The sequence below is a fragment of the Microbacterium algeriense genome (assembly GCF_008868005.1).
Lineage (GTDB): Bacteria > Actinomycetota > Actinomycetes > Actinomycetales > Microbacteriaceae > Microbacterium > Microbacterium algeriense.
Genome location: NZ_WAAO01000002.1, coordinates 530,026 through 554,554 on the forward strand (window position 1 = coordinate 530,026; position 24,529 = coordinate 554,554).

The following is a 24,529-nucleotide window of genomic DNA, read 5'->3' on the forward strand; positions in this document are numbered from 1 at the left end:
TCACAAGCATGAAGGCCCGCCTCCCTAGTAACCATTAGGGAGGCGGGCCTTTCTGGAATCGGGACAGGCTCCCGCGTCATCCGCTGAGCTGGTCGGTGCAGAGAGTGAGACGCGCGGACGAGATGATGGCGCTGCTGTCGGCGTAGATGTCGGCGTCGTTCTTCTGCTCACCTTCGATCAGAGACATGGTGTCTGGCACTTCTCCCGCGCGGAGCCGGTCGCATGCTTCCTGACCTGCTGCGAGGAGTTGTGCATCGGTGACGTCAGGGATGATCGTCTCCACGGGCAGGCTTTCGCCGACGAGGGCGAGGAACGCCGCTTCAGCGTCTGACGCCTCCGGCTCAGCGGTCGGCGATTCCGTCACATGGGGTGGCGCCGGTTCGCTCGCTGCTGGCGCTGTGCTCTCGTTCCCCGCGCTCGGCGTCGTCCCGGTGCACCCGGTGAGTCCGACGAGAAGCAGGGCCGTCACCGCGATGGTGGTGGCTGTCACTTTGGGCATCTCGATCCTCCCGATCGGCGTCTGACCCTCATCAGCGACGGCTGGTGAGGGAGGTGGTCGCAGGTTCTGCTGTTCAGCCGTGCTCGCTGAGCTTCATGTGGAGCAGTGGGTACGGCCGACCCGCTTCATCGGTCTCGCTGCGGCTGACGACCTCGAACCCGCGGTGCGCGTAGAAGCCCGCAGCGGAATCGTTCTGCTCGTTGACATCCACCGCGGTGACACCGTGCTCCGTGATCGCATGGCTCAGGAGAGCGGTGCCGATTCCTCCGCCGCGCTGCGCCGCATCCACGAACAGCATCTCCAGATTGCCGTCGAGAACGCCGGAGAATCCCACCGGGCGACCATCGAGATCAGCGACCGAGAGAGTCACGGCAGGGAAGTAGTCCGACTGCAGGTGGCTCTCGATCTCGTCGCGGTGAGCTTCCGCGAGGAAGCCGTGAGTCGCGTCCACAGCGCTGCGCCAGATCGCAACGAGTGCCGGATACTCCTCAGCGCCAAGGGACGATCGAATGCTCAAGGCGGTCATGAGGGGTCCTTCCTGGCGGACATAGACATCGTCCTCTCAGAGCCTATGCCCGGCTGTCGACGTCGTCGAGCGTGACGGCGTTCCCCCACACCCAGCAGCGGAACGTCCGATCGCCCGCGCGGAACTCGATTCCGGCGGCGAGGGGAGAGGAGCGGACGAGTCTCGCATCCACTCGGATCGCCTCAGGCCCGAAGCGCACCCACGCTCGCACGGACTTCGGTCGCGGGTGGATCGTCAACGGCTGTTCGCGCACGTCGAGCTCGCGATCGGTGAGCGACTGGAGCGGGCCGCGCTTCGCAGCCTCGAGAATCGATCGGGCCTGCGACTGCTTGTCGCGGTACGCGGAGAGCGTCGCCCCAGGGGTCCCCATTGCCGGTGTGTTCCTTCCTCCGGCCGAGAGATCGATTCTACGTCGAGGCCTCCGACGTCGACGCCGGTGTCGCAGCAGCAGCCGAGGGTCTTTCCCCGGGTTAGGGCATGATGTAGCGCATGATCAACGCTGGATCCGGCGGAGCGACGAACGGGATCTGCGTCTTCTGCGAGATCGTCGCGGGGCGGGTTCCCAGTGACAAGGTCGCGGAAGACGCAGAGACGCTGGCGTTCATGGACATCGACCCGGGCGCGGACGGGCACCTCCTCGTCATCCCGAAACGGCACAGTGCCGACCTGCTCAGCGTCCCGACGGACGATCTCGTGGCGACGACGGTGCTCGCCCAGCGGATCACCAAAGTCATGTACTCCGAGCTCGGAGCAGACGGCGTGAACCTCCTCAACTGCTGCGGCACCGCCGGCTGGCAGACGGTCTTCCACTTCCACCTGCACGTGATCCCGCGCTACATCGACAGGAGCAAGGACAGGATGGAACTGCCCTTCACCCCGGGGGCGCCGTCGGACGCCGAGGCCAGGAAGAGGTACGCAAGAACGCTCGCTTCCGCTCTTCAGACGGACGTGTAGTCCATGCCCATCGCCGTCCGCACTTCCCGCAGCGTCGCCGTGGCGATGTCGCGCGCTCGCTCGTGCCCCACACGGAGGACCTCCTGTGCGTCGCGGACCGTGAGGGCGGCAAGGCGGCTGCGGTGATCGGCGAGGAACTCGTTGACCGCCTCGATGGCGAGGCGCTTGAGCGCGCCGGCTCCTGCTGCCCCCAGTTCGTCCGCGATACTCTGCGGGCTGCGTCCGAGGACGACCGCGGCTGTCTCGAGCAAGGCGGAGACGCCCGGCCGATCATCGGGATCATAGGTGATCGCGCGCTCGGAATCGGTGCGGGCGCGGTTGATCGCCGCGGCAGTCTCATCGGCGGTCATGCCCAGAGCGATCGCGTTGCCATAGCTCTTCGACATCTTCCTGCCGTCGAGCCCCGGCAGCTCGGGGGCGTCGGAGAGGAGCGCCTGCGGCTCGGGGAACACCCGACCATAGCGCTCGTTGAAGCGACGCGCGATGGTGCGGGTGACTTCCACATGCGGCAGGTTGTCTTTTCCGACCGGCACGAGATTCCCCTTGCAGAAGAGGATGTCGGCGGCCTGATGCACGGGATAGGTGAGCAGAAGACCGCTGAGCGCGCGACCGGAGGCGGCGAGCTCCGCCTTGACGGTGGGATTCCTGTGCAACTCGGATTCCGTCACCAGACTCAGGAAGGGCAGCAGGAGCTGATGCAGAGCCGGCACGGCGGAGTGGGTGAAGATCGTCGTCGACCGCGGATCCAATCCGGCGGCGAGGTAGTCCAGAACGGCGCCGTGGACGTTCTCCCGGAGGTTGCCGGCGGAGTCGCGATCGGTGATCACCTGGTAGTCGGCCAGCACCACGAACGTCTCGACCCCGTGCGCTTGGAGGCGGACGCGCTCCCTGATCGTGCCGAAGTAGTGCCCCAGATGCAGTCGCCCGGTCGGGCGTTCTCCGGTGAGCACCCGGAAACGCTCCGGATGATCGATGGTCGCCTGACGAAGGTCGGGCATGCGCGCCGCGGTAGCGCTGAATGAGTCCATCTCTGCTCCTCGATAAGAGAGCTGCGCCGACCCTCGAGGCCGGATGGACTCGCGGACTGCCGGGCAGCCCGCGCGTGAAAGCGTTACGGCTGCTCGTGCAGCCACCACCAGGACGAAACGGTGAAACGCATAGGCCACAGGATACAGAGACTTCAGCAGCCGCCGTCATCCGTAAAGATTCGGCACTGCGCGATAGCGTGGGGACGGTGAGCAATCCCTTCGGAGAGGTGCCGGTCCTCCCGGTCGTCGTCCCTCTCGCCCTCGTGGTCTTCATCGTGCTGCTGTGGCGTCTGCATGCCCGGCGTCTCTTCTCCGTGCCGCGGGCGTCGGTCGCCGCCGCGATGGCCGTCTATGCAGCGGGCATCGTCGGGAACACCGTCTTCCCGATCTACCTCGACGCGCCGCAGACGGGCGAACCGTGGATCCCCGCGGTCGCGCTGATCCCGTTCGCCGACTACGAGATCGAAGACGCGGTGACGAACCTGCTGGTGTTCGTGCCCCTCGGTGTGCTCATCGCCCTGTTGATGGCACGGCCCACAGCAGTCAAGGTCATCGCGGTGGCTGCCGGGACGAGCCTGGGCATCGAGCTCGCCCAGCTGGCGGCGCAGGACTTCTTCTCGGGCGGCCACATCGCGGACATCAACGACTTCCTGTCGAACGTGGCAGGAGGGGCGGTGGGCTACGGTCTGTTCGTGCTCCTGTCACGCATCCCGCCTCTCGGACGCTTCCTCGAGCGGTTCCGCTGGCGAACCGGCGGAGGAGCCCCCGCCCAACCGCGGGACACGGCCGGACGGGCCACCCCGGCGGCCGGGTCCGCGGTGTCGGATCGGGACGCAGCGCCCTCGATCTGAGCCGGCCTCGTGGCGGGTCTTCGCCGGTATGGACGGCCGCACGACCCTAGGGCAGTGGCCGGTGCCACCTATATTGAAGTCTGTGGACACCACCGCAGCGGTCGCGACCGGCCTCACGTCCGCGGAGGTCGCAGACCGCGTCGCGGCCGGAACCACGAACGCCTTCGCACCGGATACGAGCCGAAGTGCCTGGAGCATCGTCCGTGCGAACGTGTTCACGCTGTTCAACGGGATCGTGTTCGCCTGCTTCTTCGTGCTGTTCCTCGTCGGCCGCTGGCAGGACGCGCTCTTCGGGCTGGCGGCGTTCGCCAACGCGATCATCGGCTGCGTCCAGGAGTTCCGGGCGAAACGTGCGCTCGACCGACTGGCGCTGATGAACGTCCCCCGCGCTCTCGTGTTCCGAGAGGGATCCGAGGAAGAGGTCGCATCCGCTGACGTCGTGCTCGACGACGTCCTCGTCCTGCGCGCCGGTGAGCAGGTCCCCGCGGACGCGGTGATCCTGACAGCCCACGGCTTGCAGATCGACGAGTCGATGCTCACCGGGGAGTCGGACCCTGTCGAGAAGCTGCCCGGAGATGACGCGCTGTCGGGAGCGATCGTCGTCGCGGGCGAGGGCATGGCGCGGGCCACGCGCGTCGGCGCCGAGTCGTATGCGAATCGCTTCGCCGGAGAGGCGCGTCGATTCTCGCTCGTCAGCAGCGAGCTCCGCTCCTCGGTCGATCGGGTGCTGAAGTGGGTGAGCTGGATCATCGGTCCGGTGGGACTCCTCGTGCTCAACGCCCAGATCATCGTCACCGGCGGCTACAGCACGGTGTTCTCGAGCGGGGCCTGGGTGCAGGCGGTCGTCAACACGATCGCGGCGCTGACCGCGATGATCCCGCTCGGGCTCGTGCTCATGACGAGCATCGCCTTCGCGGTCGGCGCCTCCCGATTGGCCCGGCGGCAGGTGCTCGTGAACGAGCTCCCCGCGGTCGAAGGGCTCGCGCGGGTCGACGTCGTCTGCCTCGACAAGACCGGCACCCTGACGGTGGGGGAGATTGCGTTCGACGCCGCCCACACGCTTCCCGGCGCGGAATCCGCCGCGCAGGACGCGGCTGTGGTCCTCGCCTGGTACGCGGACTCGCCCGATGCGAACGCGACCGCGCGATCGATGGCGGTCGAGTACCCGGTCGGGGAGCCGCTCGTCGTGGCAGGGTACGTTCCGTTCTCCTCGGCACGGAAGTGGAGCGCGGTGTCGTTCGCCGAGCCCGCCGGGACCTGGGTGATGGGGGCGCCGGAGATGGTCTTCGGCGACAGGGCGACGGACACGGGGGAGGCGCTCGGCCGCACGGTCACGGCCCTCGCGGAGTCCGGTCGCCGCACGCTGGTGCTCGGCCGTTCGGAGCAGCCGTTGACCGCGGAGGACATCGAGGCCGAGCGGCTTCCCGTCGGCGTCTCGCCCGTCCTCGTGCTCACGTTCCGGGAGCAGGTGCGGGCGGACGCCGCGCAGACCTTGGAGTACTTCGCCCGCCAGGATGTCGGCATCCGCATCATCTCCGGCGACAACCCGCGCACGGTCGCGGCGATCGCCCGCGAGGTCGGACTCGACGTCGCCGAGGGCTTCGACGCCCGTTCGCTTCCGGAGGACGACGCCGAACTCGCCGATGTGCTCGACCGGCACGCCGTGTTCGGCCGCGTGACACCCGAGCAGAAGAAGCGCATGGTCACGGCTCTGCAGAGCCACGGACACACCGTCGCCATGACGGGCGACGGGGTGAACGACGCTCTCGCCATCAAGGCGGCGGACATCGGCATCGCGATGAACTCGGGCTCGCCGGCCACGAAAGCTGTCGCGCGGCTGGTCCTTCTCGACGGACAGTTCTCGCATCTGCCGGATGTCGTCGCGGAGGGGCGTCAGGTCATCGCGAACATCGAGCGGGTCTCGATGCTGTTCCTCAACAAGACGGTGTACGCGACCCTTCTCGCGATCATCTTCGGGGTGCTCGTGCTCGAGTTCCCGTTCCTGCCGCGTCAGCTGTCCATCACCGATGGGCTCACGATCGGCATTCCCGCGTTCTTCCTGGCGCTCATGCCGAACGCCGCGCGGTACGTTCCCGGCTTCCTCCGCCGATCGTTGAGCTTCGCCGTGCCCTCGGGCATCGTCGTCGCGCTCGGCCTGACGTGGTACTCCTTCGTCGCGCGGGGTCTCGGAGCGCATCAGGACCAGCTGCGCACCGGAGCGACCGTGATCCTGGCCGTGGTCGGCATCTGGGTGCTGGCCGTCCTCGCCCGCCCCCTCAACCGGTTCAAGGTGCTCGTCGTCGGCGCGATGTTCGTCCTGCTCATCGCCGTGTTCTCGATTCCGCTCGCCCGCCGGTTCTTCGTCCTCGTCGACCCCGGTGAGGAGCTGGCGGTCGCGCTCACCGGCATCACGGTCCTCATGGTGGTCGCGATCGAGGTCGTGCGATCAGTGCATCGCCGGTTCGTGCTCCACGACGGTGCGCGGCAGACGAATCCGCGCATCTCGGCGGCATCGACCCCGCGTATCGTCTCGATCGTCACGACGGCCGTCGCGGCGCTCGCCTACGTCTCCGGAGTGCTGGCGACGGGCTTCGGCATCGTGGTCTTCCTCGGCCGGTACGATCCGGACGTCAGCACGTCGGCGTTCTCGCTGTCCGGAGCCGCCATCGCGCTGTTCGGGCTGCTCGTGCTGGCCGTCGCCGCGGGCGTCCGTCGCGGCAGCGGGCTCTCGCGACTCATGATCACGATCTTCCTCGGACTGCTCATCGCCGTGAGCGCGAGCGTGCTGATCTTCGGCGACCGCTGGGACTGGGGAGCGGCCGTCGCGATGGCGGGAGCGGCCGGGGTGATCACCCTGCTGTGGACGCCGCCGGTCACGCGTGGATTCGGACCGATCCGCGAGAGTTCGATGGGTACGGCGCGGACGTGAGGTGCGAAGGGGCTCAGCCGGCCCATTCGATGAGGATCAGTCCCTGACGGGTGTCGGCGAAGCGGACCCAGCCGTCTCCGAAGAGGTAGGTCATGCCGTAGCCCTCCTCATCCGTACCCATCGAGTAGCGGGGGTCTTCGGTGATGTACGTCCCGTCCGGGCCGTCTTCGCGCTTCCAGCCTTCAGCGAGCAGACCCGCTTGTGCCTCGGCTGCCGCTTCTGCGCCCAGCGCGGCCCACCCGTAGAGCTGCCCGTGGTCCGAGGCGACCGAGTAGTCCGCCCAGAAGCACAGGAGCCCTTCCGTGAGCTCGACGCCTCCCGCGACGAACTCCTTCGGCTTCGCCGTCCACCCGGCCTCGGTGAGGGCCGCGACGGTGCCCGCCGAGATCATCGACTCGCAGGTGAGCTCCGTGGCGGTGGCACTCGGCTCCGGCGACGCAGCGGTGTCGCCCCCGGATGACGGGGTCGGCGTGATGACGTTCGGCGTCGGCGCGGGAGCAGGTTCCGCGGGTGCCGCGCACGCGGTGAGGGCGGCGAGCAGAAGCAGCGTGCCCGCGGTCGCGGCAGTGATGCGGGGGATCATCGCAGGCCTCGCGGTTCGTTCAGTCCTGCAGGAGTGCCAGGAAATCGTCGTGGAGCACGCCGTTGGTGGCGAGCGTGGATCGCGCGGAGATCGTCTCGGCCCCGTCGATCGCGGTCATCCTTCCGCCGGCCTCGCGGACGATCGCCACGGCGGCGGCGATGTCGTACTCCTTGACGCCGAACTCCGCGACCATGTCGATCCGCCCCTCGGCGAGCAGCATGTAGGCGTAGACGTCGCCGTACGCCCGGTCGCGCCAGACGCGCTCGGCCAGCGCGAGCAGGGAGTCCAGGCGGCCCGCCTCCGACCATTGCGCGATGCTCTGGAAGCTGACGCTGGCATCATCGAGGGTCGACACCGAGGAGGTCTGCAGGCGGCGGATCTCGCCTTCGGCGGCGGTCCACGAGCCCGCGCCGGCGGAACCCCACCAGCGTCGTCCGAGGGCGGGCATGCTCACGACTCCGACCTGAGGGACGCCATCGATCGCAAGGGCGATCATCGTGCCCCACAGCGGGACGCCGCGGAGGAAGTTGGCGGTGCCGTCGATCGGGTCGATGATCCACTGCCGGTGGGTGCTGCCCTCTGCGCCGAACTCCTCGCCGAAGATGCCGTCCTCCGGGCGTTCCTGCGCCAGGATCGCGCGGATCGCGCGCTCCGTCGCGAGGTCAGCATCCGTGACATGCGAATTGTCGGCCTTGGTCGAGATCTCGAGGTCGGCGGCGTCGAAACGGGGGAGGGATTCGGCGTCTGCGGCATCGGCGAGGCGGAGCGCGAGTTCGAGATCGCTGGACAGGTCATCGGCGCGGGGGGAGGCGGTCACGCTCTCAGAATAGTCGGCGGATCCGGCGCCCCAGAGGGACCGATGGCCATGTTTCCCCCCGCGTCGACGGAGGGCCACGCCCGGGCCGAGCTCGATTTCGCGTGGGGCCGGTCGGCTGGTAATGTAATTCCTCGGTCGGGGTTATCCCGGGCCACGCACCTCTAGCTCAATCGGCAGAGCAACTGACTCTTAATCAGTGGGTTCAGGGTTCAAGTCCCTGGGGGTGCACGGATCAGCCTCGGAATCTCTCGCCAGATTCCGGGGCTTTTTCGCATCCGCGAACGGGCGCTATTTTTGTGCAGGAGTGCCGGATGGCGCTCGCACTCGGAAGGCACTCCATGCAGTTTCTCTCGGAACGGATCCTCGACGGCGGTGTCGTCGAGCGGGAGTTCCTTCTCGACGACTTTCCCGGCATCCTCTGGACACCGCCCGCAGCGTCCCCGGCTGCTCCCGTTCCGCTGATCCTGATGGGCCAGCCGGGCGGTATCGGCCTCCGACGGATGCATCCTCGTCTGGCGTCCCGTGCGCAGAGCTCCGCCGCGCAGGGATTCGCCTCCGTCGCCATCGAAGCCCCCGGGGCGGGGGAGCGTCCACCGCTTCCCGGAGCAGAGCAGGTGCGCGCGGAGCTCCGCCGCGTGCTCGGTGCCGGCGAGCGACCAACCGATGACCTCATCGACCGGTTGATCCTCCCTCTCGTCGAGCAGGCGGTGCCGGAGTGGCAGCGCACCCTCGACGAGGTCCTCGAGCTTCCGGAGATCGACGAGCGCGTCGGATTCTCCGGAGGTGTGATCGCCGTCGCCACACGCCTTGCCGTCGTCGACACGCGCATCCGGGCTGCGGGACTCTTCGCCGGCAGCTACGTGCCGCGCGTGACGATGGACGAGGCGCGCCTCGTCACCATCCCGCTGCACGTCCTCCTGCAGTGGGACGACGAAGGCAACGACCGAGGGATGGCGCTGGAGCTGTTCGACGCCTTCGGGTCAGAGGAGAAGACGCTCTACGCCAACATGCGCGGCCATACCGGCGTTCCGCGGTTCGCGGGTGAGGACGCGGCCCGCTTCTTCTCTCGCCACCTCGGCACGCCCGCAGGGTGACCTCGACCCGGTGAAGCGCTCAGGCGACGGGGACGACCGTGCCGCCGGTGAGCTCCCGCAACTGCGCGAAGGTCAGCGGCATCACTGTGTGCGGGTGTCCCGCCGCCGCCCATAGCTCGTCATGCTCCTGCAGCGCTTCGTCGATGAACGTGCGCAGCGGTGCGGGGTGGCCGACGGGTGCGACGCCGCCGATCGCCTGACCGGTGGCCGACCGCACGACGGGTGCCGGGGCCATCGTCACCTCCTCCGCTCCCATGCTCCGCGTCAGGACAGCGAGATCGACCCGATGACCGCCGCTGGTCATGACCAGCACCGGCTCGCCGTCGGCGACGAACACCAGGCTGTTCGCGATGGCGGCGACGTCGCATTCGATGGCCGCCGCCGCCTCTGCGGCCGTGCGGGCGGAGTCGGGCAGGACTCGGATCGTGGTCTCGACACCGGCCGCGGTCAGCTGGTCCTGCACAGGTCGGCTGCGTTCGGGAAGGGGCGCATCGATGCTCATCACCCCACGATATCCATCTGGCAGCGACGCCCGGCCGGTCGTCGCTGACCCGCCGGGCGCCGCAGTCCTGAGCTCAGGCGGCGTCGCCCAAGAGGATGGCCTCGGCGTCCTCGGTCACGGCGTCCGTCGGCTCGTCGTCGATGTGGGCCAGCACGCGGCGGCCGAGGAAGACGGTGAGCGCGGCGAGCAGCACCGACACGGCGGCGAAGACATACGGAACCGTCGCGTTGAACGCGTGCCACAGCAGAGCGGCGAGCGGGGGAGCCATCGCGCCGCCGAGGAAGCGCACCGCGGAGTACGCGGAGGACGCGACGGAGCGGGGAAGATCCGTGGCCTCCATCACCGCTTCCGTGAGGACGGTGTTCATCACGCCGAGCAGGAGTCCGCCGATGACGATGCAGACCACCAGCGCGGCCGCGCTGCCGACGACGAGTCCGGCCGCGACGAGGTCGACGGCGAGCAGCGGCAGCACGATCAGGATGATGCGCGTGCGCGGCATCCGACGCATCAGGACGGGTGCGACCCAGACGCTCGTGACGGCGAGGGCGACACCCCAGCCGAAGAAGGTGAAGCCGATGCCGAGCGCACCGAATCCGAGGGGGAACGGCGAGAAGGCCAGGAGCACGAAGAACCCGATGTTGTAGAACAGGGCGGCGACGGCGAGGATCGCGAGGGCCGGACGACGCAGCGCCGTGAACGGTGCGGAGAACGGCACCGGCACCCGCTTCTCGCCGGGGCCGCGCAGCAGGACGAGGACGGCGACGAAGGCGATGGCCATGAGGGCGACGACGCCGAAGAACGGTCCGCGCCAGCTCTGCTCGCCGAGGATGCCGCCGAGAAGCGGGCCGATCGCGATGCCGAGACCGAGCGCGGCCTCGTACAGGATGATCGCCGCGCTGCTGCCGCCGGAGGCGGCTCCGACGATCGTGGCGAGTGCTGTCGAGATGAACAGTGCGTTTCCGAGGCCCCATCCGGCACGGAACCCGATGACGGCGTCGACGCTGCCGCTCAGCGCGCACAGGAGCGAGAAGCAGACGATCAGCGCGAGGCCGATGAGCAGGGTTGCCTTCGCGCCGATGCGGCTCGAGATCCAGCTCGTGACGAGCATCGCCAGGCCGGTCACGAGCAGGTAGCTGGTGAACAGCAGCTCTGTCTCGACGGGCGTCGCCTCGAGGGACTCGGCGATCGCGGGGAGGATCGGGTCGACGAGCCCGATGCCCATGAAGGCGACGACGCACGCGAAGGCGACGGCCCAGACCTGTGCGGGCTGCTTCCACACCGATGGCGTGGTGGGGGCGGATGAGTTCACCGGGATTCTCCTGTCCGGTCGGCGATGGTACGAGCGGCGAGGATCTCCGCCGCCCGGGTGAGGGCAGCCCAGTCGTCGTCGCTCAGGTCGATGAATCGTGGGGCGATCGTGTCGCGGAACTCCGTGCGCCAGGCGCTGAGCGCGTCCGAGCCGTCGGGCGTGATGCCGACGACGATGGCTCGGGAGTCATCGGGGTCGGGGGAGCGGTGAACGAGTCCGTCCCGCTCCAGGCCGCCGATCAGTCGCGTCATGCCCGGCTGTGTGGTCCGCGCGGCTGCGGCGAGTTCTCCGACGCGCCGGGGCCCGGTCTGATCCAGGAGGCTCAGAACGCGCCACTGCGCGGCGGGTGCCTCGTTCCCGGCGTCCTGCGCGGCGATCCTCCCGAGCGCGTAGCCCGAGAGGACGAGTGAGGGGATGACCTCCGAACGATTCATACCAAGAAGTATATACCTGTTGGTATGTATGTGTCTTACCGCCTGGCGTTGGCGATCCGCGCGGAGAGCTGGTGCGCATGCGCCAGGAGGATGCGCCCGAGCTCCGCACGGCGCTCCGGCCCGAACCGGAACTCGACCCCCGTCAGGCTCAGCGCCCACTCCGGTCGTCCTGCCCGGTCGAAGACGGCCGCGCCCAGCCCCCAGCTGCCCTCGACGATCAAGCCGGGGTTGACGGCATAGCCGCGTTCCTTCGTCTCGGCGAGGCGCGTGCGAAGGGGCCGGACACCGTGCGCACGGCCCCAGCCGGTCTCGAGCTCGGGATGGCGTTCGAGGTAGGCATCCACATCGTGGTCAGGGAGGAAGGCGAGGATGGCCAGGCCGGCACTGGCGACACCGAGGGGGAACCGCACGCCCTCGCTGAGGACGAAGGAGCGGATCGGGAAGGATCCCTCTTCGCGAAGAAGGCACACGGTCTCGTCCGCCCGGCGAACCGAGAAGAACGCGCTCTCCTCGGTCTTGACGGCGAGCGAGCGGACGATGTCCCTGGCGAGGGCGGTCACGTCGTACCGAGCCGCCGCGACCGATCCCATCAGGAAGAGCTCGGGGCCGGGCATCCACCGAGCGCTCTCCTCGTCGCGGTCGACGAGTCCCTCGGCCTTCAGGGCGCTGAGGAGACGGTGAGCCGTCGAGCGCGAGAGCTGAGCGGCCTCGGCGAGCTCCTGCAGGGGGACGCCCTCCGCCCCTCCTGCGGTGACGAGTCGCAGCAGGCGAGCCGCCCGCGCGATCGCCTGGGCTCCGGCGACGGGAGTGGCCACCTGTTCCATAATGTGGACGCTACCGGTCGATTCGGCCACATCGCAAGATGCTGGTTCCGTCGACCCCGGTCACGGGCGGATGCTGGAGGGAGCACGGAATCGAAGGAGCTGACGTGATCGACAAGCAATGGGAGTCCGCGGCGCACGCCGTCGCGGACATCGAGGACGGATCCTCGCTCGCGGTCGGCGGATTCGGCCTGTCCGGCAACCCGATCGCCCTGATCGAGGCTCTGCTCGCGCAGGGCACCAGGGATCTCCGTGTCGTGAGCAACAACTGCGGCGTGGACGACTGGGGCCTGGGGGTCCTGCTCGCGGCCCAGCGCATCCGCAAGATGACCTCGTCCTACGTGGGGGAGAACAAGGAGTTCGAGCGGCAGTTCCTCAGCGGCGAGCTCGAGCTGGAGCTGACGCCCCAGGGGACTCTGGCGGAGAAGCTCCGCGCCGGCGGGTCGGGCATCGCCGCCTTCTACACCCAGACGGGCGTGGGCACCCAGGTCGCCGAGGGCGGCCTCCCTCGTCGCTACGGTGCCGACGGCAGCATCGCCGTGGCGTCGCCGGTCAAGGACGTCCGTTCCTTCCTCGTCGACGGCGAAGAGCGCGAGTTCGTGCTCGAAGAAGCCATCACCACCGACTTCTCGCTGGTGCACGCCGCGCGCGGTGACCGGCACGGCAACCTCGTGTTCAACAAGGCCGCGCGCAACTTCAACCCGCTCGCCGCGATGGCCGGTCGCATCTGCATCGCGCAGGTCGAGGAACTGGTCGAACCCGGCGAGCTCGACCCGGACGCCGTGCATCTTCCCGGTGTCTTCGTGCATCGCATCATCGAGGTCGGCGTCGACATCCCGAAACGCATCGAACGGCGCACCGTCGCCGCGGAAGGAGCCTGAGATGGCGCTCACGCGCGACCAGATGGCCGCCCGCGCGGCGGCGGAGCTCGAGGACGGCGCCTACGTCAATCTCGGCATCGGCCTTCCCACGCTGGTACCGAACCACGTGCCGCCGGACGTCACGGTGGTGCTGCAGTCCGAGAACGGCATCCTCGGGGTCGGGCCGTATCCCACGGAGGACGCCGTCGACCCGGACCTCATCAATGCGGGCAAGGAGACGGTGACGACCTTGCCGGGAGCCGCCTTCTTCGACTCCGCGACCAGCTTCGGGATGATCCGCGGAGGGAAGATCGACGCGGCGATCCTCGGCGCGATGCAGGTCTCCTCGTCCGGCGATCTCGCGAACTGGATGATCCCCGGCAAGATGGTGAAGGGCCCCGGCGGCGCCATGGACCTCGTGCACGGTGCCGGGCGGGTGATCGTGCTCATGGAGCACGTGGCGAAGGACGGATCCGCGAAGATCGTGGATTCGTGCACGCTCCCGCTGACCGGACGCGGAGTCGTCGATCGCATCATCACCGATCTGGCCGTGATCGACGTCACGGAAGCCGGACTCATCCTCGTCGAGACGGCCCCCGGCGTCGCCGTCGAGGACGTCATCGCCGCCACGGAACCGCCGCTCACCGTGGCCCCCGAACTGCTCACCGGAAGGACCAAGGACCATGACTGAGAACGATGTCGTCATCGTCGCCGCTGCCCGCACCCCGCAGGGACGGCTGAAAGGACAGCTCGCCGCCTTCACCGCGCCGCAACTCGGGTCCTTCGCGATCCGCGGTGCGCTGGAGCAGGCCGCCATCGACCCCGAGACGATCGATGCGGTGATCGTGGGGCAGGTGCTCGCCGCGGGCTCAGGGCAGAACGCCGCGCGACAGGCCGCGATCGGAGCAGGTATCGGCTGGGATGTCCCCGCCCACTCCGTGAACAAGGTGTGCCTGTCCGGTCTGACGGCGATCATCGACGCGGCCCGGATGATCCGCACCGGTGACGCCGAGGTCGTGGTCGCGGCGGGCATGGAGTCCATGACCCGCGCACCGCACCTGCTGATGGGCTCTCGCGAGGGGTGGACGTACGGCAGCGTCGAGGTGCTCGACCACATGGCCTACGACGGTCTCACCGACGCCTACGACAGGGAGAGCATGGGGGCATCGACCGAACGTCACAACGCCCGCTACGAGCTCACCCGCGAGGCCCAGGACCGCGTGGCCGCGCTGTCGCACCAGCGCGCCGCCGCGGCGCAGGAGGCCGGGGTGTTCGACGCCGAGATCGTCGCCGTCGACGTCCCGCAGCGCCGGGGCGAACCCGTGCGTGTGACGAAGGACGAGGGCGTCCGTCCCGAGACCACGGTCGAGACGCTCGCGGGACTGCGCCCCGCCTTCGCCGAGGGCGGCTCCATCACGGCGGGAAACTCCTCCCAGATCTCGGACGGCGCGTCGGCCGTGGTCGTCACGACGCGCGGCATCGCCGAGGCGAACGGGTGGCCGGTGCTCGTCACGGTCGGTGCGAGCGGGCAGACCGCCGGTCCGGACAACTCGCTGCAGGCGCAGCCGGCGCGGGCTATCCAACGGGCCTGCGAGAAGCAGGGCATCTCGCCGTCGGACCTGGACCTCGTGGAGATCAACGAGGCGTTCGGCGCGGTCGTCGCGCGCTCGGAGGTCGAGCTCGGACTGGACGACGAGATCGTGAACATCCACGGCGGCGGCATCGCGATCGGTCACCCCATCGGGGCGTCCGGCAATCGCCTCGTCGTGCACATCGCCCACGAACTGGTCCGCCGCGGGAGTGGGACGGCTGCCGTGGGACTGTGCGGCGGCGGCGGTCAGGGCGAAGCGCTCATCCTCACCCGGTGAGCGCGCGGTTCGCCGCCCCGCTCAGGAGCGCTCGTCCTTGGCGTGGTCCTGCGTGTCGGCCAGGGCCTTCTGCGAGCGGAACTGCAGGCGCTGCGCCTTCTTCGCCTTCTTGACCGACTGGGGCGAGTCGGCGTCGACCAGCACGCCGCGTCGCTCGCGGTTCATGTCGATCACGGCGCCGACGGCCAGGGCCATCGTGATGCCCCAGCTCACCCAGGACAGCACGGCGCGCCAGGTGATGGGCTGCTCGCGGGTGCCGCGCAACAGCGAGATTCCTGCGGAGATCGCAGCGACGAGTCCGGTGCTGAAGAGGTAGCGCATGTCCTTACGCTACCCGCCCGCACCCCAGCTCGCACCGAGCCTTGACAAGCCCTCCTCGATCCTGGCAGGGGAGTATGTCGTGAACGAGAGGCGGAGGGTGCGCACATCGGGGGTCCCGGAGAAGAAGGACGCGCCGGGGACGAACGCGACGTCGTGTCGGAGCGCCCGGCCGAGGGCTGCGGAGGCGTCCATTCCCTGCGGGAGCCGCGCCCAGACGAACATCCCGCCCTCCGGCCGATTCCAGGTGCTGTCCTGCGGGAGAGCCGCGGGCAGAGCCGCGAGCATGGCATCGCGGCGCTCCCTGTAAGCCTCCCGGATGCGTGCGAGGGCCGGTTCGCCGCGGCCGGAGAGCAGATAGTGTGCCGCCGCCGCCTGATCGATCGTCGAGGTGTGCAGGTCAGCGGCCTGCTTGGCGATCGTCACGGACGGACGCACGTCCGCGCTCATCCGGATCCAGCCGATGCGCAGACCGGGCGCGATCACCTTGGAGAAGCTGCCCAGGCTGATCACGTGGTCCGGCGCTGACGCCGCCAACGAGGGAAGCGCCTCGCCCGAGTAGCGCAGCTGACGGTACGGCTCGTCCTCGATGACGCGGAATCCGCGGCGCTCGGCGATCTCGGCGATCCGGCGTCGCGCCTCGAGTCCGTGTGTGCGGCCGGTGGGGTTCTGGAAGGTCGGCACCGTGTAGAAGAACTTCGGGGCGTGCGCGGCGGCGAGGCGGTCCAGCTCGTCCAGTTGGAGCTCGTCCTCCGCATACGGCACACCGATGACGCGGGCGCCCGCCAGCGCGAACGTCTGCAACGCAGCGAGGTAGCAGGGCTCCTCGACCAGCACCGTGTCGCCAGGGTCGACGAGCGCCGTCGCGAGCAGCCCGAGGCCCTGCTGGGAACCGGTGGTGATGAGCACGTCGGCGGCGGCCGTCGGGAGTCCGTCGGCGCTGTATCGACGGGCCACCTCCTCGCGCAGCACCGGGTTGCCCTCCGACGTGGAGTACTGCAGCACGGCGGGGGAGGTGAGCACCGCGTCGAACGCGGCACGGATGCCCTCGAGATCGAACAGCTCCGGCGCCGGAAGACCGCCCGCGAACGAGATCACCTCCGGCCGTTCGGTGAGGGCGAGCAGGTCGCGCACCGGCGATGTCCTGGTCTCGCCGACCCTCCGCGAGCGCAGTGGAAGGGCGGTGCGGGCGGCGCTGACCTGGGGGACGTTCGGCAATGGATCTCTCCTCGAGCTGGGCGCAGAGCCTGACAGGTGTCGCCAGACTAGTCCTCGCGTGCTCACGGCAGTCACCCGAGCACGCCCGGTATCATGGATGCCGTCGCGGCATGTCCGCGGCCGCACAACCGTGTATCTACCGGCCGTCGGCGCTCCGACGGACAGCGGCGGCACCCGACACCGCGTCTCCGACGCGCGAGAGCCATGACACACGTATCGACACATGCCTCGGAGGAGCAGCTCCACGAGCCGAGCCTTCTCCGCATCGCAGGCTTCCCGTACTTCCTGATCGCCTTCATCGCACGGCTGCCGTTCGCCATGATGGTCGTCGGCGTCCTGACCGTCGTGGTCGCGGCGCGCGGCTCCCTCTCCCTGGGCGGGCTCACCTCGGCGGCCGTCGGCCTCGGCACGGCCTGTTTCGGCCCCCTCCTCGGCGCGGCGGCCGACCGCTTCGGGCAACGCGCCGTGCTGGTCGTCCTCGCGCTCGCGAACGGGGCGATGCTGCTGCTGTTCACGCTGGTGGTCTACGGCACGGCTCCCGACGGCTTCGTCCTCCTGGCCGCCGTCGGCATCGGCGCCACCGCACCGCAGGTCGCTCCGCTCTCGCGTTCGCGGCTCGTGACGATCATCGGCGAGCGGATGCCGGAATCCCGCCGCGCCAGGACCGTGTCGGGCACGATGGCGTACGAGTCGGCGGCGGACGAGACGGTCTTCGTGTTCGGGCCGTTCCTGGTCGGGATCCTGGCATCGGCGATCGCTCCCTGGGCCCCGCTGGTGGGAGCAGCCGCCCTCACCGTGCTCTTCGTCGGTGCGTTCGCGTTGCACCCCAGCGGGCGCCATGTCTCCGCGGACCGCGACGCCGCGGGAAGGGCGCCCTCAGCGGTATCGGACCTGTTCCGTCCGCAGCTGCTCATCGTGGTCCTCGGCATTCTCGGCGTCGGCATCTTCTTCGGCACCATGCTGACCTCGCTCACGTCCTTCATGGCCGACCGCGGCGCTGCAGAGCAGGCCGGACTCCTCTACGGCGTGATGGGGGTGGGCTCCGCCGCGCTCGCCCTGGGCGTCGCCTGGCTGCCCGCGGCGTTCTCGCTCCGCGCGCGCTGGCTCGTCTTCTCCGGGATCCTGCTCGCCGGGACGCTCCTGCTCGGTTTCGTGGACTCCCCGGCGACCATGATGGTGGCCCTTGGGATCATGGGGATCGGCATCGGCCCGACCCTCGTCACGCAGTACAGCTTCGGTGCCGCGCGCAGTCCGCGCGGACGCTCGGCCACCGTCATGACGATGCTCGGATCCGGTGTCGTCGTGGGGCAGTCCCTCGGCGCGGCCGTGGCGGGCGAGATCGCCGAGAGCGTCGGCACGTCGGCGGCTCTGGTGCTGCCGATGGTCGCCGCCGCCATCGCGTTCGCGGCCGGTGTCGCGAACTGGTTCCTGAGTCGAGAGCACCCTCGTCAGGCGTCTGTCAAGGGATGACCCGCACTCCGGCGCCGATCGCGGAACCTGGGTAGGTTGGAATCAACCGTGAGGAGTCATACGTGACCGCTGCAGATTTCGTCGTCGTCGCAAACCGGCTGCCTGTCGACCGGGTGGAGGGGCCCGACGGCGAGGAGATCTGGCGCACTTCACCCGGCGGCCTGGTCGCCGCGCTCGAGCCCATGATGCGCAGTGTGCACGGGGCCTGGGTCGGCTGGCCGGGGCAGGCCGACGTGGAGCTCGAGCCGTTCGACGCCGATGGGATCCACCTCATTCCCGTGCCGCTCAGCGCGGAGGAGGTCGCCGACTACTACGAGGGCTTCGCGAACGACACGATCTGGCCGCTGTACCACGACGTCATCGCCCCTCCGCAGTACCACCGCGAGTGGTGGGAAGCGTACGTGATCGTGAACCAGCGGTTCGCGGAAGCCGCTGCCGCGGCCGTCGCCGAGAACGGCACGGTTTGGGTGCACGACTATCAGCTGCAGCTCGTCCCGCAGATGGTCCGTGACCTGCGCCCCGACGTCACGATCGGATACTTCCACCACATCCCGTTCCCCGCGCACGGCCTCTACGCCCAGCTACCCTGGCGGGACCAGGTGCTCCGTGGACTCCTGGGTGCCGATGTCATCGGCTTCCAGCGCGCGCAGGATGCCACGTACTTCCTCACGGCTGTGCGCCGTCGACTGCGCTACGAGGTCAAGGGCTCGAACATCGCGGTCCCCGAGGGCGACACCACCCGTACCGCGCTCGCCAGGGCGTTCCCGATCTCCATCGACACCGAGCCCTACCTGGAGCTCGCGGCGCGGGAGGACGTGCAGGCGCGTGCCGCCGAGATCCGCGCCAGCCTCGGCAACCCGAAGCGCATTTTGCTCGGCGTCGACCGCCTCGACTACACCAAGGGCATCGGGCACCGGATCAAGGCGTACGGCGAGCTCCTCGAGGACGGCCGGCTCGACCCCGAGGACGTCACCCTCATCCAGGTCGCGAGCCCGAGCCGGGAGCGCGTCGACGCGTACGCTCACCTGCGCGACGAGATCGAGCTGGCCGTGAGCCGCATCAACGGCGACCACGACACCGTGGGGCACTCGGCCATCCGCTACCTCCACCAGGGGTACCCGCGCGAGGAGATGGTCGCGCTCTATCTGGCGGCCGACGTGATGCTGGTCACGGCGTTGCGCGACGGGATGAACCTCGTCGCCAAGGAGTACATCGCGACCCGCGCCGACAACAGGGGAGTGCTGGTGCTCAGCGAGTTCACGGGCGCAGCGGATGAACTGCGTCAGGCGGTTCGGGTGAACCCGCATGACATCGCCGGCCTGAAGGACGCGATCATGACGGCGATCGAGATGCCGCCGGCGGAGCAGGCCAGGCGCATGCGCTCGCTGCGACGCCGCGTCCTCGACAACGACGTCAACGCCTGGTCGTCGTCGTTCCTCGCGGCCCTGGCCGACGTGCGCCGTCGCTGACGCACGCGTCTCCGCGATACTGGGATCATCCCCTCTGTGATTGGAGCACCCGTGACGCGCGCCTGGATTCCCGGAACACCCGACGCCGAGCTGAGCGCCCTGGCGGCGACGCCCCGGCTCGTCGTGGCCCTCGACTTCGACGGCACGGCCTCCCCGCTGGTCGCCGATCCGATGGCGGCGCGCGCGCTTCCGGAGGTCGCAGCCCAGGTCGCGCGCCTCGCCGCCCTGCCGGACACGGTGGTCGCCTACGTCTCCGGGCGCAGCATGCACGACCTCCGCGTGATCACCGAGCACGACGACGACTCCGCGATCGCTCTGGCCGGGTCTCACGGCGCGCAGTACTGGTTCCCCGGCGCGGGCGCTGCCGATGCGCCGGGCGAGGCCACCGAGGATGGAGCGCGCGAGGAGCTGTGGGCAGCGGCTCAGCCCATCATCGCCCGCTACGAGGGTGCGGAGTTCGAGCCCAAGACCTTCGGGATGGGCGTGCACACGCGTCGTGCCGACCGCGAGACCGAGCAGCAGGTGTTCGCCGAGATCGACGCCCTCGTCGCCGAGCGCTTCCCGCACTGGCGTCGGCGAGCGGGGCACCGCGTGCTCGAGTTCTCCTCGCGTGCCGAGGGCAAGGACGCCGCGATGACGACGCTCCGAGAGCGCTTCGCGGCGACGGGCATCCTGTTCGCGGGCGACGACGTCACGGATGAGGATGCGATGCGCGTGCTCGGCCCCGGAGACCTGGGGGTCCGTGTGGGACCGGGGGAGAGCGCTGCCGCACTGCGTGTGGACTCTCCACAACAGATCGCCGCGCTTCTGGAGACGCTGGCGGACGAACGGGCCGCCGCGCAGGAATAGACTCTCGTCATGTCCTCGCATGATCCCTCCTCCAGCGCGCCCATCGACATCAAGCCCCGCAGCCGCGTCGTCACCGACGGCATCGAGGCCACGACCTCCCGAGGCATGCTGCGTGCCGTCGGCATGGGAGACGCGGACTGGGACAAGCCCCAGATCGGCATCGCCTCCAGCTGGAACGAGATCACGCCCTGCAACCTGAGCCTGGATCGGCTCGCGCAGGGTGCGAAGGAGGGCGTGCACTCGGGGGGCGGCTACCCGCTGCAGTTCGGCACGATCTCCGTCTCGGACGGCATCTCGATGGGCCACGAGGGGATGCACTTCTCGCTGGTCTCGCGTGAGGTCATCGCCGACTCGGTCGAGACCGTGATGATGGCGGAGCGCCTCGACGGCTCGGTGCTGCTCGCCGGCTGCGACAAGTCCATCCCCGGCATGCTCATGGCCAGCGCGCGCCTCGACCTGTCGAGCGTGTTCCTCTACGCCGGATCGATCGCACCCGGCTGGGTCAAGCTCTCCGACGGCACCGAGAAGGACGTCACGATCATCGACTCGTTCGAGGCGGTCGGCGCCTGCCGTGCCGGGCTCATGAGCGAAGAGGACCTCAAGCGCATCGAGTGCGCTATCGCTCCCGGTGAGGGCGCGTGCGGCGGCATGTACACGGCCAACACGATGGCCTCGGTCGCGGAGGCGCTCGGCCTGAGCCTTCCCGGCTCAGCTGCTCCGCCCGCGGCCGACCGTCGCCGCGACTACTTCGCCCACCGCTCGGGCGAGGCCGTGGTGAACCTCCTGCGCCAGGGCATCACGACGCGCGACATCCTCACCCCGGAGGCGTTCGAGAACGCGATCGCGCTGGCGATGGCGCTCGGCGGCTCCACGAACGTCGTCCTCCACCTGCTCGCCATCGCGCGCGAGGCCGAGGTCGAGCTGAACCTCCACGACTTCAACCGCATCGGCGACAAGGTCCCGCACGTGGCGGACATGAAGCCCTTCGGCAAGTACGTCATGAACGACGTCGACCGTCACGGCGGCATCCCCGTCATCATGAAGGCCATGCTCGACGAAGGCCTGCTGCACGGCGACGCGCTCACCGTCACCGGCAAGACCCTCGCCGAGAACCTCGCCGAGCTCGACCCGCAGCCCATCGACGGCGAGGTCATCCACACGTTCGACAACCCGATCCACGCCACCGGCGGCCTGACGATCCTGCACGGCTCGCTCGCTCCCGAGGGCGCCGTCGTGAAGACCGCTGGCTTCGATGCGGCGGTGTTCGAGGGACCCGCCCGCGTCTTCGAGCGGGAGCGCGCCGCGATGGACGCCGTGGCCGAGGGCACGATCGAGCCCGGCACCGTCATCGTCATCCGCTACGAAGGACCCAAGGGCGGACCGGGTATGCGCGAGATGCTGGCGATCACCGCGGCCATCAAGGGCGCGGGGCTCGGAAAAGATGTACTACTCTTGACGGACGGACGATTCTCAGGCGGCACAACCGGCCTGTGCATCGGCCACATAGCACCCGAAGCGGTGGACGCAGGTCCTATCGCCTTCGTGCGCGATGGTGATCTGATACGGGTCGATATCGCAGCTCGCTCTCTCGACCTACTCGTCGACGACGCAGAGCTCGCCTCCCGCCGCTCTGGCTGGGAGCCGCTTCCCCCGCGCTACACCCGAGGCGTTCTCGCCAAGTACTCGCGCCTCGTGCGGTCCGCCGCCGAGGGAGCGACCACAGGCTGATCCATCGACAGGCTCAGGATCCCGTCTCCTCGGGCCTCCGCCTTCCTGCACCGTTCATCAGAAGGAAAGTCATGACTGCTGACTCCGTCTCGGCCGTGCCGAGGCCGCCCGCCCGTCAACCCTCTGCCCCGGAGATCACGGGTGCCGAGGCCGTCGTCCGCTCACTGGAGCTCCTCGGGGTCACCGACGTCTTCGGTCTTCCCGGCGGCGCGATCCTCCCGGTGTACGACCCGCTCATGGACGCCTCCGAGCTGCGCCACATCCTGGTGCGACACGAGCAGGGTGCCGGTCACGCGGCAGAGGGCTACGCCTCCGCTTCCGGCAAGGTCGGCGTCTGCATCGCGACGTCCGGCCCCGGCGCGACCAACCTCGTCACGGCGATCGCGGACGCCTACATGGACTCGGTGCCGCTGCTGGCGATCACCGGCCAGGTCTTCTCCACCCTGATGGGGACGGACGCGTTCCAGGAGGCCGACATCGTGGGCATCACGATGCCGATCACTAAGCACTCCTTCCTGGTGAAGGACGCCGCGGACATCCCCGGCGCGATCGCGGCCGCCTACGAGATCGCCGGCACCGGTCGTCCCGGGCCCGTGCTCGTGGACATCACGAAGGACGCGCAGCAGGCGACCGCGCCGTTCGTGTGGCCGCCCAAGATCGACCTGCCCGGATACCGCCCGGTGACGAAGGCCCACGGCAAGCAGATCCAGGCTGCGGCAGCGCTGCTCGCCGAAGCCAAGAAGCCGGTGCTGTACGTCGGCGGCGGGGTGATCCGCGGTCGCGCTGCGGCCGAGCTCCTCGAGCTGGCGGAGTCGACCGGCGCGCCCGTGGTGACGACTCTCATGGCGCGCGGTGCCTTCCCCGACTCGCACCCGCAGCACCTCGGCATGCCGGGAATGCACGGTACGGTTCCCGCCGTGCTCGCGCTGCAGGAGGCCGACCTCCTGGTCTCCCTCGGTGCTCGCTTCGACGATCGGGTGACCGGCAAGGCCGCGCTCTTCGCGCCGAACGCGAAGGTCGTGCACGTCGACATCGACCCGGCCGAGATCTCCAAGATCCGGACGGCGGACGTCCCGATCGTCGGCGACGTGCGCGATGTGCTCATCGACCTCGACGCGGCATTCCGCGGAGCGACCGCCGGGGGAAAGCCCGACATCGACGAGTGGTGGTCGTACCTCGACGGGCTGCGCACCGAGTTCCCGCTCGGATACGCCCCGACCACCGACGGCCTGCTGGCCCCGCAGTACGTGATCCAGCGCATCGGCGAGCTCACCGGACCCGAGGGCATCTTCGCCTCGGGTGTCGGGCAGCATCAGATGTGGGCGGCGCAGTTCATCAAGTACGAGCGTCCGAACGCCTGGCTGAACTCGGGCGGCGCCGGCACCATGGGGTACTCGGTGCCCGCAGCCATGGGCGCCAAGGTCGCCGAGCCGGATCGTCCGGTCTGGGCGATCGACGGCGACGGCTGCTTCCAGATGACCAATCAGGAGCTCGCGACCTGCACGATCAACAACATCCCGATCAAGGTCGCGATCATCAACAACTCCTCGCTGGGCATGGTGCGCCAGTGGCAGACGCTGTTCTACGACGGCCGCCACTCGAACACCGACCTGAACACGGGCCACGGCACGATCCGCATCCCCGACTTCGTGAAGCTGGCCGAAGCCTACGGCTGCCTCGCGATCCGCGTGGAGAAGGAGGACGAGGTCGACGCCGCCATCAAGCTCGCACTCGAGACGAACGACCGCCCCGTGGTGATCGACTTCGTCGTGAGCGCCGACTCCATGGTGTGGCCGATGGTGCCGCAGGGCGTGAGCAACAGCTACGTCCAGTACGCCCGCGACCACGCGCCCGCATTCGACGAGGAGGACTGACCATGTCGACCCACGTGCTGAGCCTGCTGGTGGAGAACACCCCCGGCCTCCTCACCCGCGTCGCCGGCCTGTTCGCCCGCCGCGGCTTCAACATCGACTCCCTCGCCGTCGGCGTGACCGAGGTGCCCGGCATCTCGCGCATCACCGTCGTCGTGGACGTCGACGAGCTCCCGCTCGAGCAGGTGACGAAGCAGCTCAACAAGCTGATCAACGTGATCAAGATCGTCGAGCTCGACTTCGCCACGTCGGTGCAGCGCGAGCACATGCTCGTGAAGGTCCGCACCGACAACGCCACCCGCTCGAACGTGATCGAGGTCGTGAACCTCTTCCGCGCTTCCGTCGTGGACTATGCCGCCGACGCCCTGGTCATCGAGGTCACGGGAGACAAAGGCAAGGTCGACGCGATGCTGCGGGCGCTCGAGCCGTTCGGGATCAAGGAGATCGCGCAGTCGGGTCTTCTCGCGATCGGTCGCGGCGGCAAGAGCATCACCGAACGCGTCCTGCGCGGCTGACCCTTCGAATAGCTCA

General features: G+C 69.1%; 25 protein-coding genes and 1 tRNA gene. 14 read left to right on the forward strand and 12 right to left on the reverse strand.

Annotated elements, in window-relative coordinates; all coding sequences use genetic code 11:
• Window positions 1–76 precede the first annotated feature (76 nt).
• From F6A08_RS10115 to F6A08_RS10125, 3 genes are all read right to left on the reverse strand, one after another.
• Entirely contained in the window at window positions 77–499 is a 423-nt protein-coding gene (locus F6A08_RS10115; RefSeq protein ID WP_124895392.1) for a DUF732 domain-containing protein, read from the reverse strand.
• Between the two features lie 73 nt (window positions 500–572).
• The gene (locus F6A08_RS10120) at window positions 573–1,025 is read right to left on the reverse strand and encodes an acetyltransferase (RefSeq protein ID WP_151459377.1); all 453 of its coding nucleotides are present in this window, start codon (window positions 1,023–1,025) and stop codon (window positions 573–575) included.
• Window positions 1,026–1,068: 43 nt separating this feature from the next.
• On the reverse strand, window positions 1,069–1,395 hold the full coding sequence (locus F6A08_RS10125; RefSeq protein ID WP_017204413.1) for a hypothetical protein: 327 nt from the start codon (window positions 1,393–1,395) through the stop codon (window positions 1,069–1,071).
• A 119-nt stretch (window positions 1,396–1,514) separates the two neighbouring features.
• Here F6A08_RS10125 and F6A08_RS10130 point away from each other — a divergent pair, with 119 nt between their 5' ends.
• On the forward strand, window positions 1,515–1,979 hold the full coding sequence (locus tag F6A08_RS10130; protein WP_151459378.1) for an HIT family protein: 465 nt from the start codon (window positions 1,515–1,517) through the stop codon (window positions 1,977–1,979).
• Here the strand turns inward: F6A08_RS10130 and trpS are convergent.
• Window positions 1,964–3,007, reverse strand: a complete 1,044-nt coding sequence (gene trpS, locus F6A08_RS10135) for a tryptophan--tRNA ligase (protein ID WP_151459379.1) — start codon at window positions 3,005–3,007, stop codon at window positions 1,964–1,966. The genes F6A08_RS10130 and trpS overlap by 16 nt on opposite strands.
• A gap of 206 nt (window positions 3,008–3,213) precedes the next feature.
• Between trpS and F6A08_RS10140 the strand changes: the two genes are divergently transcribed.
• Window positions 3,214–3,858, forward strand: coding sequence for a VanZ family protein (locus F6A08_RS10140; RefSeq protein WP_225855804.1), 645 nt, complete (start codon window positions 3,214–3,216; stop codon window positions 3,856–3,858).
• Between the two features lie 28 nt (window positions 3,859–3,886).
• Window positions 3,887–6,787, forward strand: coding sequence for an HAD-IC family P-type ATPase (locus F6A08_RS10145; protein ID WP_420846035.1), 2,901 nt, complete (start codon window positions 3,887–3,889; stop codon window positions 6,785–6,787).
• Window positions 6,788–6,800: 13 nt separating this feature from the next.
• Here F6A08_RS10145 and F6A08_RS10150 read toward each other — a convergent pair whose 3' ends face one another.
• Window positions 6,801–7,370 carry a hypothetical protein gene (locus F6A08_RS10150; protein WP_124895398.1) on the reverse strand — a complete coding sequence of 190 codons (570 nt, stop codon included), beginning with the start codon at window positions 7,368–7,370 and terminating at the stop codon, window positions 6,801–6,803.
• Window positions 7,371–7,389: 19 nt separating this feature from the next.
• Window positions 7,390–8,187, reverse strand: a complete 798-nt coding sequence (locus F6A08_RS10155; protein WP_124895399.1) for an inositol monophosphatase family protein — start codon at window positions 8,185–8,187, stop codon at window positions 7,390–7,392.
• A 155-nt stretch (window positions 8,188–8,342) separates the two neighbouring features.
• On the opposite strand from F6A08_RS10155, the gene F6A08_RS10160 reads away from it, so the two are divergent.
• Window positions 8,343–8,415: transfer RNA gene (locus F6A08_RS10160), tRNA-Lys, on the forward strand.
• Between the two features lie 110 nt (window positions 8,416–8,525).
• Window positions 8,526–9,281, forward strand: coding sequence for a dienelactone hydrolase family protein (locus F6A08_RS10165; protein WP_151459382.1), 756 nt, complete (start codon window positions 8,526–8,528; stop codon window positions 9,279–9,281).
• A 19-nt stretch (window positions 9,282–9,300) separates the two neighbouring features.
• Here the strand turns inward: F6A08_RS10165 and F6A08_RS10170 are convergent, their stop codons facing one another.
• The 4 genes from F6A08_RS10170 to F6A08_RS10185 all read right to left on the reverse strand — a co-directional run bounded on the left by F6A08_RS10170 (window position 9,301) and on the right by F6A08_RS10185 (window position 12,350).
• The gene (locus tag F6A08_RS10170; protein WP_192576746.1) at window positions 9,301–9,783 is read right to left on the reverse strand and encodes a YbaK/EbsC family protein; all 483 of its coding nucleotides are present in this window, start codon (window positions 9,781–9,783) and stop codon (window positions 9,301–9,303) included.
• Between the two features lie 73 nt (window positions 9,784–9,856).
• Complete coding sequence (locus F6A08_RS10175) at window positions 9,857–11,092, reverse strand: MFS transporter (RefSeq protein ID WP_151459383.1); 1,236 nt, start codon at window positions 11,090–11,092, stop codon at window positions 9,857–9,859.
• Window positions 11,089–11,526 (reverse strand): MarR family winged helix-turn-helix transcriptional regulator, encoded by a 438-nt coding sequence (locus F6A08_RS10180; protein ID WP_151459384.1) that lies wholly within the window; start codon window positions 11,524–11,526, stop codon window positions 11,089–11,091. Before F6A08_RS10180 ends, F6A08_RS10175 begins: the two co-directional genes overlap by 4 nt.
• Window positions 11,527–11,561: 35 nt before the next feature.
• The gene (locus F6A08_RS10185) at window positions 11,562–12,350 is read right to left on the reverse strand and encodes an IclR family transcriptional regulator (protein WP_124895402.1); all 789 of its coding nucleotides are present in this window, start codon (window positions 12,348–12,350) and stop codon (window positions 11,562–11,564) included.
• Between the two features lie 104 nt (window positions 12,351–12,454).
• On the opposite strand from F6A08_RS10185, the gene F6A08_RS10190 reads away from it, so the two are divergent.
• The 3 genes from F6A08_RS10190 to F6A08_RS10200 are packed head-to-tail and all read left to right on the forward strand — an operon-like array spanning window position 12,455 to window position 15,075.
• Window positions 12,455–13,228, forward strand: coding sequence for a CoA transferase subunit A (locus F6A08_RS10190; RefSeq protein WP_026049985.1), 774 nt, complete (start codon window positions 12,455–12,457; stop codon window positions 13,226–13,228).
• A gap of 1 nt (window position 13,229) precedes the next feature.
• On the forward strand, window positions 13,230–13,898 hold the full coding sequence (locus F6A08_RS10195; protein ID WP_192576747.1) for a CoA transferase subunit B: 669 nt from the start codon (window positions 13,230–13,232) through the stop codon (window positions 13,896–13,898).
• Window positions 13,891–15,075, forward strand: a complete 1,185-nt coding sequence (locus tag F6A08_RS10200; RefSeq protein ID WP_151459385.1) for an acetyl-CoA C-acetyltransferase — start codon at window positions 13,891–13,893, stop codon at window positions 15,073–15,075. Before F6A08_RS10195 ends, F6A08_RS10200 begins: the two co-directional genes overlap by 8 nt.
• Window positions 15,076–15,096: 21 nt before the next feature.
• On the opposite strand, the gene F6A08_RS10205 is transcribed toward F6A08_RS10200, so the two are convergent.
• Both F6A08_RS10205 and F6A08_RS10210 read right to left on the reverse strand, forming a co-directional pair.
• Window positions 15,097–15,396 carry a hypothetical protein gene (locus F6A08_RS10205; RefSeq protein ID WP_017204425.1) on the reverse strand — a complete coding sequence of 100 codons (300 nt, stop codon included), beginning with the start codon at window positions 15,394–15,396 and terminating at the stop codon, window positions 15,097–15,099.
• A 9-nt stretch (window positions 15,397–15,405) separates the two neighbouring features.
• Entirely contained in the window at window positions 15,406–16,611 is a 1,206-nt protein-coding gene (locus F6A08_RS10210; RefSeq protein ID WP_225855805.1) for an aminotransferase-like domain-containing protein, read from the reverse strand.
• Window positions 16,612–16,815: 204 nt separating this feature from the next.
• Between F6A08_RS10210 and F6A08_RS10215 the strand changes: the two genes are divergently transcribed.
• The 6 genes from F6A08_RS10215 to ilvN all read left to right on the forward strand — a co-directional run bounded on the left by F6A08_RS10215 (window position 16,816) and on the right by ilvN (window position 24,513).
• The gene (locus tag F6A08_RS10215) at window positions 16,816–18,081 is read left to right on the forward strand and encodes an MFS transporter (protein WP_151459386.1); all 1,266 of its coding nucleotides are present in this window, start codon (window positions 16,816–16,818) and stop codon (window positions 18,079–18,081) included.
• A 62-nt stretch (window positions 18,082–18,143) separates the two neighbouring features.
• Complete coding sequence (locus F6A08_RS10220; protein WP_124895406.1) at window positions 18,144–19,550, forward strand: alpha,alpha-trehalose-phosphate synthase (UDP-forming); 1,407 nt, start codon at window positions 18,144–18,146, stop codon at window positions 19,548–19,550.
• A gap of 51 nt (window positions 19,551–19,601) precedes the next feature.
• Window positions 19,602–20,399 carry a trehalose-phosphatase gene (gene otsB, locus F6A08_RS10225; protein WP_124895407.1) on the forward strand — a complete coding sequence of 266 codons (798 nt, stop codon included), beginning with the start codon at window positions 19,602–19,604 and terminating at the stop codon, window positions 20,397–20,399.
• A 9-nt stretch (window positions 20,400–20,408) separates the two neighbouring features.
• Window positions 20,409–22,127 (forward strand): dihydroxy-acid dehydratase, encoded by a 1,719-nt coding sequence (ilvD, locus tag F6A08_RS10230; protein WP_017204430.1) that lies wholly within the window; start codon window positions 20,409–20,411, stop codon window positions 22,125–22,127.
• Between the two features lie 71 nt (window positions 22,128–22,198).
• A complete protein-coding gene (locus tag F6A08_RS10235) occupies window positions 22,199–24,001 on the forward strand; it encodes an acetolactate synthase large subunit (RefSeq protein ID WP_017204431.1) in 1,803 nt (600 codons plus the stop codon).
• Window positions 24,002–24,003: 2 nt separating this feature from the next.
• Entirely contained in the window at window positions 24,004–24,513 is a 510-nt protein-coding gene (gene ilvN / locus F6A08_RS10240; protein ID WP_017204432.1) for an acetolactate synthase small subunit, read from the forward strand.
• The last annotated feature ends 16 nt before the right edge of the window (window positions 24,514–24,529 follow it).